Annotated in this window: 11 protein-coding genes; 6 read left to right on the forward strand and 5 right to left on the reverse strand. The window is 72.3% G+C overall.

The features are described 5' to 3' along the window. Positions 1–6: 6 nt before the first annotated feature. Together ACIGYR_RS21305 and ACIGYR_RS21310 are read right to left on the reverse strand one after the other, a co-directional pair. On the reverse strand, positions 7–1,425 hold the full coding sequence (locus ACIGYR_RS21305) for a HEAT repeat domain-containing protein (RefSeq protein WP_391844838.1): 1,419 nt from the start codon (positions 1,423–1,425) through the stop codon (positions 7–9). 299 nt (positions 1,426–1,724) lie between these two features. Beyond that, positions 1,725–2,117 (reverse strand): ankyrin repeat domain-containing protein, encoded by a 393-nt coding sequence (locus ACIGYR_RS21310; RefSeq protein WP_391844836.1) that lies wholly within the window; start codon positions 2,115–2,117, stop codon positions 1,725–1,727. Positions 2,118–2,437: 320 nt separating this feature from the next. On the opposite strand from ACIGYR_RS21310, the gene ACIGYR_RS21315 reads away from it, so the two are divergent. After that, positions 2,438–2,632, forward strand: coding sequence for a hypothetical protein (locus ACIGYR_RS21315; RefSeq protein ID WP_391844834.1), 195 nt, complete (start codon positions 2,438–2,440; stop codon positions 2,630–2,632). 40 nt (positions 2,633–2,672) lie between these two features. Beyond that, positions 2,673–4,319, forward strand: a complete 1,647-nt coding sequence (locus ACIGYR_RS21320) for a hypothetical protein (RefSeq protein ID WP_399600357.1) — start codon at positions 2,673–2,675, stop codon at positions 4,317–4,319. 381 nt (positions 4,320–4,700) lie between these two features. Here ACIGYR_RS21320 and ACIGYR_RS21325 read toward each other — a convergent pair whose 3' ends face one another. Next, a complete protein-coding gene (locus ACIGYR_RS21325) occupies positions 4,701–6,209 on the reverse strand; it encodes a PLP-dependent aminotransferase family protein (protein WP_399600360.1) in 1,509 nt (502 codons plus the stop codon). Between the two features lie 30 nt (positions 6,210–6,239). On the opposite strand from ACIGYR_RS21325, the gene ACIGYR_RS21330 reads away from it, so the two are divergent. The 4 genes from ACIGYR_RS21330 (at position 6,240) to ACIGYR_RS21345 (ending at position 9,811) form a co-directional block, all read left to right on the forward strand. Then, positions 6,240–6,983 carry a YitT family protein gene (locus tag ACIGYR_RS21330; protein ID WP_399600362.1) on the forward strand — a complete coding sequence of 248 codons (744 nt, stop codon included), beginning with the start codon at positions 6,240–6,242 and terminating at the stop codon, positions 6,981–6,983. Next, positions 6,980–7,756, forward strand: a complete 777-nt coding sequence (locus ACIGYR_RS21335) for a glycerophosphodiester phosphodiesterase (RefSeq protein WP_399600365.1) — start codon at positions 6,980–6,982, stop codon at positions 7,754–7,756. The genes ACIGYR_RS21330 and ACIGYR_RS21335 overlap by 4 nt, the downstream gene beginning before the upstream one ends. Before the next feature lie 55 nt (positions 7,757–7,811). After that, complete coding sequence (locus tag ACIGYR_RS21340) at positions 7,812–9,158, forward strand: MFS transporter (protein WP_399600367.1); 1,347 nt, start codon at positions 7,812–7,814, stop codon at positions 9,156–9,158. Positions 9,159–9,436: 278 nt separating this feature from the next. Beyond that, on the forward strand, positions 9,437–9,811 hold the full coding sequence (locus ACIGYR_RS21345; protein WP_009187548.1) for an RNA polymerase-binding protein RbpA: 375 nt from the start codon (positions 9,437–9,439) through the stop codon (positions 9,809–9,811). A gap of 119 nt (positions 9,812–9,930) precedes the next feature. On the opposite strand, the gene fxsA is transcribed toward ACIGYR_RS21345, so the two are convergent. Together fxsA and ACIGYR_RS21355 are read right to left on the reverse strand one after the other, a co-directional pair. Beyond that, positions 9,931–10,482 (reverse strand): FxsA family membrane protein, encoded by a 552-nt coding sequence (fxsA, locus tag ACIGYR_RS21350; protein WP_391844823.1) that lies wholly within the window; start codon positions 10,480–10,482, stop codon positions 9,931–9,933. Between the two features lie 138 nt (positions 10,483–10,620). Next, positions 10,621–11,415, reverse strand: coding sequence for a polyprenol monophosphomannose synthase (locus tag ACIGYR_RS21355; RefSeq protein WP_399600371.1), 795 nt, complete (start codon positions 11,413–11,415; stop codon positions 10,621–10,623). Between the last annotated feature and the right edge of the window lie 400 nt (positions 11,416–11,815).

Here is an 11,815-nt window from a genome sequence, read left to right on the forward strand (position 1 = left end):
TGCGGCTCAGCCGAGTGTCGCGTCGGGTCCGAAGCGGCTGCGTACGGCCGTCTGCACCTCGGCCTCCTCGGCCGGATCCGCGGCCAGGCGGCGCAGGCGCTCCACGACCCGGGTGTCGCCGGTCTCGGCGTGCCGGGCGGCGACCTCACGGGTGGTCTCCTCGCAGTCCCACAGGCACTCGACGGCGAAGCCGGTGGCGAAGGAGGGATCGGTGGCGGCCAGCGCGCGGGCGGCACGGCCGCGGAGCTGGGAGGAGGCCGTCTCGCGGTAGATGTGGCGCAGGACGGGGGCCGCACAGGCGATGCCGAGGCGTCCGGCGCCGTCGACGAGGGTCCACAGGGTGGGTGCGTCCGGCCCCTCACCGCGTACGGCCTCGCGGAGGGCGGCGAGGACCAGGTTGCGGTCCTGGGCACCGCCCCGGCAGGCGAGCATGCGGCCGGCGGCGGCGCCCAGCGCGTCGGGGCGCTGGGCCCAGCCTCGGGCACGGTCGACGGCGGCGACGCTGCGCATCCGTTCGAAGGCGTCGACGGCGGCCTCCACGACGGCCGTCGTTCCGTCGATCGCAGCGGCCTCGATCAGGTCGAGAGCGTCGGGGTCGTTGTTGTCGGCGAGGTAGCGAAGGGCGGTGCAGCGGGCTCCGTCGATGCCTGTCCTGGCGGCCTGGAGGATCTCGGGCCGGTCCTCGGGCCCGGCCACGGCGACCAGGCAGCGGGCGGCGGGCACATGGAGGGCGGCGCCGCGCTCCATGCCCTGCTGGGCCCACTCGAAGACGGCGCGGACGCTCCAGCCGGGGCGCGGGCCGGTGGGGCGCATCTGCCGCTGCCAGCGGTCGAAACAGCCGGTCTCCTGGGCGGCACGCACACGCGTGGCGATCGATTCGCGCGGATCCTCGGCCCACAGCCGCCAGGGCCGTGGCTCGAAGGCGTCGCGTACGGCGGTGGCCAGTTCGGCCTCGCCCTCGGGATCGGTGGTGAAGCGGGCCAGGACGGGCGCGGCGAGGGCGCGCAGGCCCGCGTCGTCGTCCCGCAGGGCCAGCTCGTCCAGCGCCCAGGCCCAGTTGGAGCCGTGGGCGGCGTACCTGCGCAGCAGTACCAGAGCGTCCCGCCTGCCGTAGGAGGCGAGGTGCCCGAGGACGGCCAGCGTCAGGCCGGTGCGGGACTCGTCGGTGTCGAGGACGTCCTCGGGGGCGAAGAGGTGCGCCTCGATGGCGTCCAGCTCGCCGTTCAGGTCGAGGTAGAGCCGGGCGTAGTAGAGGGAGCGGTTCTCCAGCTGCCAGTCGTGGCGGGGGTCGCGCAGCACACAGTGGTTCAGGGCCGCGAGCGCTTCGGCGCGCGGGGCCGTGAGCGCGTGCAGCGTGCCGTCACCACGACCGCGCTGGAGCAGGCCGAGCAGCGTACCGCTGGGCGCTATGACCGGATCGAACATGGGAAACAGCCTCACATCAAGCGTAGACGCAACCGGGAAACACGCACTACCTGGCCGCGTGACACAACGTCGGAGCGCCCGCCGTCTCTTGCTTGCTGTAGACCATTTCTCTCTGCCTCTCGTCGGTGGCCCATGCGGACCGCATCACGGTCCGCGCGGCGCGGCAACACCTGCCCGGCCATCGCGTCCGTGAATCACGTCGTCATGATGACCCGCGCTGTGTGCTGCCGCGACCGTATTTCCGGCGGCCCTTTACCGCCTCCCCCGTTTTCGTTGTCGCAGCTGGTCAGAACACTGGTTCAGTGTGCGCCGAACAGTTCGAGCAGTTCCGTCTTGCCGAACATCCGGGCTGTGTCGACGGCCGACGGCGTGCCCGCGGAGGGGTCGGCGCCGCCCTCCAGGAGAGCCTTGATCACGTCCGTCTCGCCCTTGAAGACGGCACCCGCGAGCGGGGTCTGGCCCCGGTCGTTGATCTGGTCCGCCGCCGCGCCGCGGGCGAGCAGCGCGCGCACCGCGTCGGCATGGCCGTGGTAGGCGGCGAGCATCACGAGGGAGTCGCCGCGGTCGTTGGTGAGGTTGGCCGGCACACCCGCGTCGACATACGCCACGAGCGCCTCGGTCTGCCCCTGCCGGGCCAGATCGAAGATCTTGGTCGCCAGCTCCACGACCTCGGGGTCGGGGGCTTCACTCATCGGCCGGACCGCCTCTCCTTGCGTGTTCGGGGACTGCTGTAGGGACTGAGCGAGCGTACGGCAGCGAGCGGAACGCAGCCGTACGAGTGAATCGCCAGAGTACTGGCTCGCGCGGCACATGACCCGATGTGCCCGAGGTAAAGATCAGCGACAGGCCCTGGTGTCGGCAAAAGACCTGGTCAACCGGCCATTGACCGGCTCCGCCAACTGGGCGAATTAGAGCGATTTTCACCCAGTTGCACCTTTAATCGTATGGATACATCCTGTGATCCTGGAAGAACCCATGGTGACTGTCCCCTCTCGACACCAGGAGACCCGAAATGATCCTCTCCCTGTCCGGCGTCCTGCTGCTCGGCACCGTCGTCTTCCTCTTCTTCCGGAAGGACGGCCTGAAGGGCTCGCACGCGTGCACCTCGGCGCTGTTCGGCTTCTACCTCTCGACCACAGGCATCGCCCCCAGCATCAAGGCCGGCGGGGAGAGCCTGGCGAGTCTCATCGGCGGCATCAAGTTCTGACCCCGCCAGTCCCGCCCGCACGCACCCTCAGGAGACAGCAGTGGCCCGGCGCCCTCTCCCCCGCATTCTGAGCAAGGACAGCGCCCAGATCGCCCGGATGCAGATCGCCCGGAGCAGGGAGCTGGCCCGGACGGCGGCGGACAGCGCCGGCGACGTCCTCCACCCGCTGATCACCGTCACGCGCGGGCTGCGCCTGCTGGCCTCGGCCGGCCGGCGCCGGTGGGCGGACACGCCCAAGGACAAGCGCGGGCCGCTGCTGTTCCTGGTGGCCTCCGTGATCCTGGTCGTGGCCCTGGTGCCGTACGGGCCGCTGCTCGCCGTCATCACCGTGATGGCGGCAGCGGCCTGGCAGGGCCGTGACCGCGCCCCGTCGGCCCCCGAAGGGCCCGACGAGTCCCAGACCGAACGGCTCCAGGCGCTGTACGAGGCCCTGGTTCCGTACTTCTCCGGCCCCGAGGACCCGGCGCCGCTGTACGCGCACGGCGGGGAGTGGGAGAAGGCATTCGTCGCGCACGAGTTCGACGACGCCGGGCGCCTCGGTCACCTCCTGATCCGCTACCCCGCCTACTTCCCGGACGGCGAGCCCGCGGCCCGCGCGCGGATCGAGCAGCTGCTCACCGCGAAGGCCGGGCGGAACCGCGAGTACCACTTCGCGTGGGACGAGGCGGGCAACCAGCTCACCGTCACCGTCCTCGCCCCGTTGCCCGCCGACGTCCCCGCCCAGCGCTTCGTCACCGCGCCCGGCGAGACCGTCCTCGGCTACACCGACCCCAGCGAGGTCCAGCGCACGCTTCCCCTCTCCTACGGAGAGGAACAGATCGACGTCCCGCCGGTCGTCTGGCGCACCGGCATCCGCTCCACCGAGCCGCACCTGCTGGCCATGGGCCATCCCGGCAGCGGCACGTCCACGCTGCTGCGCTCCATCGCCCTGCAGGCCCTCCAGTACGGCGACGTGCTGATCGTCGACGGCGGCGGCACCGGCGAGTACACCTGCCTGACCGGCCGGGACGGCGTACTGGCCGTCGAGTGCGCCCTCGCCGGGGCGCTGGCCAGCCTGGAATGGGCCGCGCAGGAGACCGAGCGGCGGCTGATCGCGATCAACCTGGCCCGGCAGGTGGGCGACCCACCGCCCGCCGACACCCGGCGCCCGCTGTGGCTCCTGCTGGACCGGCCCGGCGTCTTCGCGCACCTGGCGGCGACGGACGGCCGCAAGGATCCGCAGGCCCTGCTGCAGGTGCCGTTGCGGCACGGGCGGGCGGCCAACGTGACCGTGGTCGTGGCCGAGCAACTGGACAGCGCGGAGGGGCTCAGCGACGCGGTACGGCAGCACACGCGCGCGCGTGTCGTCCTGGGGGCCGCGACGCCCCAGCAGGTGGAGGCGGTGCTCGGGGTGCCGCCGCACACGACGCCGCCGACGCACGTGCCGCCCGGGCGGGGGTACGCCCGGCTGGGCTCCGGGCCGGTGCACCGGATTCAGGTGCCGCGTACGCCCGACCCCTACGACGACGCCACGAGCGACGCCGACCGGCAGGCGGTACTGGAGTTGCTGCCGCCACGGACCACCGCCAGGGAGGCCGAGCCGACGGATCTTTCGAAGCCGACGGATCCGGCGGAGCCTGCGGGCCTGGAGCCGGCAGGTCTGGAACCTGCGGGTCTGACCGCGCCTGCGGGTCTGGAGCCGGGCTGAAGCCTGCGGGTCCGGAGCCGACGGGTCTGGCCGAGCCTGCGGATCTCACCAAGCCGGCCGCCGAGAGGGCACCGGTGCCGGCGGAGGCCATGGCGGCCGAGAGTCAGCAGGGCTCCATGACCGGGGCCATGACGGCCGAGAGCCAGCAGCAGGGCGCCAGGACCGGGGCCATGACGGCCGGGAGTCAGCAGGGCGTCCCGGACCGGTGCCCACCGCGCTGCGGCCCCGGCCCCGGCCCCAGTCCTGGCGCTGGCCGACCCCGGCCCTGCCCCGCGGTCCTGGCCGGCCCCAGCCCCGACCCTGGCCTTGGCCGGCCCCGGCCCCGGCCCCGCCCCGGCTACGGCTACGGCTACGGCTACGGCTACGGCTATCGGCTATCGGCTACGCCACGAACGTCCGCGGAGACTCCCCCGCCCCCGTCGCCCCCGACTCCACCAGCCGCGCCGCGGCGGCGAGCCGAGCCGCCGCCTCGTCGGCCACCGCTCCCCCGACCGTGAACGGCAGCCGCACGTAGCCCTCGAACGCGCCGTCGACGCCGAAGCGAGGACCGGACGGCACGCGGACCCCGGCCCGCTCGCCCGCCTCGGCGAGACGGGAGCCGGAGAGACCGCCGGCGCGGACCCAGAGCGTCAGGCCGCCCCGGGGCACCTCGAACTCCCAGTCGGGCAGTTCCCGGCGGAGGGCGGTCACCAGGGCGTTACGGTTCTCGCGGGCCTGCGCACGGCGCAGCTCGACCGCCTCTGCCCAGCCCCCGGTGCTGAAGAGCCAGTTCACGGCCAGCTGCTCCAGCACCGGCGTGCCCAGGTCGGCGTACGCCCGCGCGGCGACCAGGCTGCGGATGACGTCCGGGGCCGCGCGCACCCAGCCGATGCGCATCCCCGCCCAGAACGCCTTGCTGGCCGAGCCGACTGTGATCACCGTGGAGCCGGCCGGATCGAAGCCGCACATCGGGCGGGGCATGCCGCCGTCCCGGAAGTCCTCCTCGAGCCAGAGTTCGGACATCGTCTCGTCGGCGACCAGGACCGTGCCGGCCGAGCGGGCGGCGTCCACCAGCCGGCGCCGCTGGTCCTCGTCGGCGAGCGCCCCGGTGGGGTTGTGGAAGTCGGCGACCACGTAGGCGAGGCGCGGCGCGGCCTCGCGCAGGATCTGGCGCCAGCGGTCCATGTCCCAGCCCGACAGCCCCTCGGCCATCGCGACCGGGACCAGCCGGGCGCCCGCCTCCCGCATGAGCTGGAGGATGTTGGCGTAGGACGGCGACTCCACGGCGATCCGCTCACCGCGGCCCGCGAAGAGGTGGCAGATCGCGTCGATGGCGCCCATCGCGCCGGTCGTCACCATGATCTGCTCCGGCATGGTGGGGATGCCGCGCGCGGTGTAGCGCTCGGCGATCATGGAGCGCAGGGCGGGCAGCCCGGCCGGGTAGTCGCCGTGCGTGTGCGCGTACGGCGGCAGTTCCTCCAGGGCGCCCCGCACGGCCCGGGTCAGCCACGGCTCGGGTGCCGGGAGGGAGGCGCAGCCCAGGTCGATCACCGAGCCGAGGGACTCCGGGGGCAGCGGTTCCAGGCCGCGGGCCGGAACCGGGTTGCCGGCCGGGACGGCGGTCCAGCTGCCCGCTCCGCGCCGGGACTCCAGGAAGCCCTCACCGCGCAGCGCCTCGTAGGCCGCCGCGACGGTGGTACGGCTGACGGAGAGGGCAAGGGCCAGTTCGCGCTCCGCGGGCAGGCGCGCGGCCACCGGGACCCTGCCCTCCAGCACGAGCAGCCGGATGCCGTCGGCGAGGGCGCGGTAGGCGGGTGGACGGCGGGTGCCGGGGCCGGCCGGGCGGTCCTGCTGGGAGGTGAGAAGGCGGGCGAGTTGCGCGGCCCCCACCGCTGAGGTCCACTGCGCCATGAAGATCAGTCCACCTTCCCTGAATTGGCCATGGATGGCGATTGTTTCCAAGCCACAGAGTGTCATGTGTCAGGCCACCGCCACCACCCCGGGGGGTACCTCGTGTCCGTTTCCAGCACCTCCGCTTCCGACCGCCGTCGGGGACGACGGTTGGTCCAGCTGTATGCGGGGCTGGTGCTGTACGGCGCGAGTTCCGCGCTGCTCGTGGCGGCGGGGCTGGGACTGGAGCCGTGGAACGTGCTGCACCAGGGGCTCGCGGAGCTGACCGGGGTGAGCATCGGTGTCGTGTCGATCGTCGTGGGCGCGGCGGTGCTGCTCCTGTGGATCCCCCTGCGTCAGCGGCCGGGGCTCGGCACGGTCTCCAACGTCTTCGTGGTCGGCCTCGCCATGGACGGCACGCTCGCGCTCCTGCCGGACGCGCGCTCCCTGGCCGTACGCGTTCCGCTCCTGCTGGCGGGGATCGTGCTGAACGGCATGGCGACCGGCCTCTACATCGCGGCACGCTTCGGTCCGGGCCCGCGCGACGGTCTGATGACGGGGCTGCACCGCCGCACCGGCCGCTCGATCCGGCTGATGCGGACGGGGGTCGAGGTGGCCGTGGTGGTCACCGGATTCGTCCTGGGCGGCACCATCGGGGTGGGCACCGTGCTGTACGCCGTGTCCATCGGCCCGCTGGCGCAGGCGTTCCTGCGGGTGTTCGCCGTGTCGCCGGCAGCGGCGGGCAGCACGGTCGTTGCCGGAGCGACACCCGAGCGGGTCATACTGCGTCCGTGACCCTCACGACACCGCCCCTGCGCCACCCGTACCTGGACCACCCCGGGCCGATCGCGTTCGCCCACCGGGGCGGGGCGGCCGACGGCCTGGAGAACACCGTGGCGCAGTTCCGGCGGGCGGTGGAGCTGGGCTACCGGTACATCGAGACGGACGTGCACGCCTCGGCGGACGGCCGGCTGGTCGCCTTCCACGACGCGACCCTGGACCGGATCACCGACGGCGCGGGCCGGATCGCCGACCTGCCGTGGGCACAGATAGAGCACGCCCGCGTGGACGGCCGGGAACCGGTGCCGCTGTTCGAGGAGCTGCTGGAGACCTTCCCCGGGGTGCGGTGGAACGTCGACATCAAGGCGGAGCCGGCACTGCGGCCCCTGCTCGACCTGATCGAGCGCACGGCCGCCTGGGACCGGGTCTGTGTGGGCTCCTTCTCCGAGGCCCGGGTGCTGCGCGCCCAGCGGCTGGCCGGGCCCCGGCTGGCCACCTCGTTCGGCACGCGCGGGGTGCTGAACCTGCGGCTGCGCTCCTGGGGGTTGCCGGCCGCGGTACGCCGGTCGGCCGTGGCCGCGCAGGTGCCCGAGGCCCAGTCGGGCGTGCCCGTCGTCGACCACCGCTTCGTCCGCGCCGCCCACGCGCGCGGATTGCAGGTGCATGTGTGGACCATCAACGAACCGGAGCGGATGCACCGGCTACTTGACCTCGGGGTTGATGGCATCATGACCGACCACATCGACATGTTGCGCAAGGTCATGGAGGACCGCGGCGTCTGGGTCTGACCGCCCGGCCGCACGGCCCGAGCCTTCGCAGGGCAGCGGGGAAGCGAGGGCACGGGTGGGCACCGACACCGTGCGGGCACGGACGGCGGACGAGAGCGCCGCACTCAGGCGCGAGCAGCGTGGCTGGTACGCCTACGACTGGGCCTGCTCGGTCTATTCGACGAGCGTCCTCACCGTGTTCCTCGGCCCGTACCTCACCGCGGTCGCCGAGCGGGCCGCGGACGGCCACGGCTATGTGCACCCCCTGGGCGTCCCCGTCCGCGCGGGCTCCTTCTTCGCCTACTCGGTGTCCCTGTCGGTGATCCTGGCGGTCGTCCTGATGCCACTGGTGGGCAGCGCGGCCGACCGCTCGGGCCGCAAGAAGCCGCTGCTCGCCGCGGCGGCGTACACCGGAGCGGCCGCGACCACGGGCATGTTCTTCCTGGACGGCGACCGCTATCTGCTCGGCGGGGTGCTGCTGATCGTGGCCAACGCGGCGCAGTCCGTCGGGATGATGCTCTACAACTCCTATCTGCCGCAGATCGCCCCGCCGGAAGAGCGTGACGCGGTCTCCTCCCGGGGCTGGGCCCTCGGCTACGCGGCGGGCTCCCTGGTCCTCGTGGCCGACCTGGTCCTGTACTCGGCGCACGACTCCTTCGGCCTCTCCGAGACCGCGGCGGTCCGGGTCTGTCTGGCCTCGGCCGGCCTGTGGTGGGGCGCCTTCACGCTCGTACCGCTGCGCAGGCTGCGCGACCGTCACGCGCGCGTGCCGCACGCCACGGCGCCCGGGCTGCGCCGGCTGGCGGCGACGGTCCGGGACATGCGCCGGTATCCGCTGACGCTGGCGTTCCTGCTGGCGTACCTCGTCTACAACGACGGCATCCAGACGGTGATCTCCCAGGCGTCGGTCTACGGCTCCGAGGAGCTGGGACTCGGGCAGTCCACGCTCATCGTGGCCGTGCTGCTGGTGCAGGTGCTGGCCGTGGCGGGGGCGCTGGCCATGGGCCGGCTGGCGCGGACGTACGGCGCACAGCGGACCGTCCTCGGCTCGCTGGTGGCGTGGACGGCCACGCTGGCGGCCGGCTACTTCCTGCCGGCCGGGGCGCCGGTGTACTTCTTCGTGCTGGCCGCCGGCATCGGCCTGGTCCTCGGCGGCAGCCAGGCGCTGTCCCGGTCGCTGTTCTCCCACCTGGTGCCCCCGGGCAAGGAGGCCGAGTATTTCTCCGCGTACGAGATGAGCGACCGCGGGATGAGCTGGCTCGGCCCGCTGCTGTTCGGTGTGACCTACCAGCTGACCGGCAGCTACCGTTCCGCGATCGTCTCGCTGGTGGCCTTCTTCGTCCTCGGCTTCGTCCTGCTCGCGCGGGTTCCGGTGCGGTGTGCGATCGGCGAAGCGGGTAACTCCGTTCCGGAGAGGATCTAGCGCCGATTTAGCACTCGGCATGAAAGGGCGGTAGTGTACGCGTTTGGCCTGCCAGGCGTACCGTTACTGCGCGTCAAAGATGCCGAAACGCTGGGTGACATCTGCTAGCAGATGTGACAAACCGGGCGCCTGTGGGTAGAACAAGGGGCGGCTACGACGGCGACGCATGGCCCGGAACGGGACCCGGAACGGGAATCTTTACCGCCGACCGGACGTTGACCGGATGACGACGACAGCGACACCTGTCCTGTGGGCGACAAGCCCGGGAGGCACGATTCATGAGTGAGCGAGCTCTTCGCGGTACGCGCCTCGTAGTGACCAGCTACGAGACGGACCGCGGTATCGACCTGGCTCCGCGCCAGGCCGTGGAGTACGCATGTGAGAAGGGGCATCGTTTCGAGATGCCCTTCTCGGTCGAGGCGGAGATTCCGCCGGAGTGGGAGTGCAAGGTCTGCGGGGCCCCAGCACTCCTCGTGGACGGCGACGGCCCTGAAGAGAAGAAGGCCAAGCCCGCGCGTACCCACTGGGACATGTTGATGGAGCGGCGCACCCGTGAGGAACTCGAAGAGGTCCTCGAGGAGCGTCTGGCGGTTCTGCGCTCGGGAGCGATGAACATCGCGGTCCACCCGAGGGACAGCCGCAAGAGCGCATAACGCGCACGACAGCACCAGTAACCGCGGGCGCCGTACGTGAAGACGTACGGCGCCCGCGGTTTCGTGCTGCCTGAAGGCGGGCTCGGACACGGCGCCCGGGCCGCGCCGGAGGCGGCGGCTCAGCGCGTGAGCGGGGGACGCCGCTCCCCCGGCTCGGGGCGGTCCTCCCGGATGACCTCGCCCTGCACCACCTTGCCGTCGGGCCGGTGCATGCGGGCCTGCTGGAACGCATCGCCCAGTCCGCCCGGTGCGGCCTTGCGGAGGCTGCTGTCCAGGGCGTTCTCCGCGAGACGGCTCACCGCCTTCTGGACCGGCGGCAGCAGCAGGAGCAGACCGGCCGCGTCCGAGACGAGGCCGGGGATCATCAGCAGCAGACCGCCGAGCATCATCAGGCCGTTGCCGCCGCCGCGCGCCGGCGAGCCGCCCTGCTGCAGTGCCTCGTTCAGGTTCTTGAAGGCGCGGCGGCCCGCCCGCTTGATCACCACGGAGCCCGCCACGAGGCCCGCGACGAGCAGCAGGAACACCGTGAGGCCACCCGTCGCCCCCGCGACGAGGATCAGCAACCAGATCTCCAGCACCAGCCACGCGGCCAGACCCAGCGGCAGATACCTGCGCAGCCGGGAGCGCCGGCGGCGGGCGGTGTACGGGGAGGTGGGAGCGCCAGTCGTCATGCTCCCAGTGTGCCTGGGCGCGGCTCAGCGCGGGATAAGGGTGTGATCGGCCACTGTGCGCCGCGTGCCGGGGCCTCGCGACCGCACGCACGCCGCGTGCCGGGGCCGCGCGACCCCGGCACGCTCGGGGGTGCAGCCCTAGGCTTTCTTGTCCTTGCCGGTGACCTTGCCGATGCGGTCCCCGACGCCCCAGGCCGTGACCCGCCAGAGCGCCTCGACGAGGATGTCCTTGCTCATCTTGGAGTCGCCGAGTTCCCGCTCGACGAAAGTGATCGGCACCTCGACCACGTGGTAGCCGGCCTTGACCGCGCGGCGGGCCAGATCGACCTGGAAGCAGTAGCCCTGCGAGGCGACCTCCCCCAGACCGAGGCCCTCCAGGGTCTCGCGGCGGAAGGCGCGGTAGCCGCCGGTGATGTCGCGCAGCGGAATGTCCAGGGCGAGCCGGGAGTAGAGGCTGCCGCCGCGGGAGATGAACTCCCGGGACTTGGGCCAGTTCACCACCCGGCCACCGGGCACCCAGCGGGAGCCGAGGACCAGGTCCGCGCTCTTCAGGGCGGTGAGCAGCCGGGGCAGTTCCTCGGGCTGGTGGGAGCCGTCGGCGTCCATCTCGATCAGCACGCCGTAGTCGCGCTCCAGGCCCCAGCGGAAGCCCGCCAGGTAGGCGGCTCCGAGGCCCTCCTTGCCCTTGCGGTGCAGTACCTGGACGTGGTCGTCCCCGGCGGCCAGCTCGTCGGCGAGTTTGCCGGTGCCGTCAGGGCTGTTGTCGTCCGCGATCAGTACGTGCGCTTCGGGGACGGCCTTGCGCACCCGGCCGACGATGGTCTTGATGTTCTCCGCCTCGTTGTAGGTCGGAATGATCACCAAGGCCGTGCCGAGCGGGCCGAACCGCCTCCCGTGGGCCTTGGCCGCGAGGGTACCGTCGCCGTCGTTCACTGCTGCCCCTTCGTGTCGTACACAGGGGTCCACCATAATGGCCGCGGCCTGGGAAGACGTGACATCGCGCGCGCAGGGTGGTGTCGATTTGAAAATACCGGGGTATGGATGTGCTTTTCCGTCCGTTCCCCTCGTGTTCCCGGCGCCTTCACACTTCGGGTGGTCCGGCACCTTCGCACCCCGTGTTCCCGGCGTCTTCACACCCCGTGCTCCCGGCACCTCGGCAGCACGACGGATGGGGGCCCGGCGCCCTTCGGGCCGACCTGGGACCCGCTGGCTGCGGATCGACCGAAAGCCGTTGTCTACTGAGCGCCCGGGCCCCACCCGGGTCACACCTGGCCGACCAGCTGGAACGTTCACTCGTCGGCGCGGACGCTGAGCCTGGCTCCCAGTGACGGTG

This window comes from Streptomyces sp. NPDC053076 (assembly GCF_044546845.1).
Lineage (GTDB): Bacteria > Actinomycetota > Actinomycetes > Streptomycetales > Streptomycetaceae > Streptomyces.

Bases quoted from the DNA above. Each gene is read 5' to 3' on its own strand.
- ACIGYR_RS21305 (WP_391844838.1), bottom strand. From the start codon at position 1,425: ATGTTCGATCCGGTCATAGCGCCCAGCGGTACGCTGCTCGGCCTGCTC.
- ACIGYR_RS21325 (WP_399600360.1), bottom strand. From the start codon at position 6,209: ATGGCGCAGTGGACCTCAGCGGTGGGGGCCGCGCAACTCGCCCGCCTT.
- ACIGYR_RS21315 (WP_391844834.1), top strand. From the start codon at position 2,438: ATGATCCTCTCCCTGTCCGGCGTCCTGCTGCTCGGCACCGTCGTCTTC.
- ACIGYR_RS21310 (WP_391844836.1), bottom strand. From the start codon at position 2,117: ATGAGTGAAGCCCCCGACCCCGAGGTCGTGGAGCTGGCGACCAAGATC.
- ACIGYR_RS21345 (WP_009187548.1), top strand. From the start codon at position 9,437: ATGAGTGAGCGAGCTCTTCGCGGTACGCGCCTCGTAGTGACCAGCTAC.
- ACIGYR_RS21330 (WP_399600362.1), top strand. From the start codon at position 6,240: ATGGATGGCGATTGTTTCCAAGCCACAGAGTGTCATGTGTCAGGCCAC.
- fxsA (WP_391844823.1), bottom strand. From the start codon at position 10,482: ATGACGACTGGCGCTCCCACCTCCCCGTACACCGCCCGCCGCCGGCGC.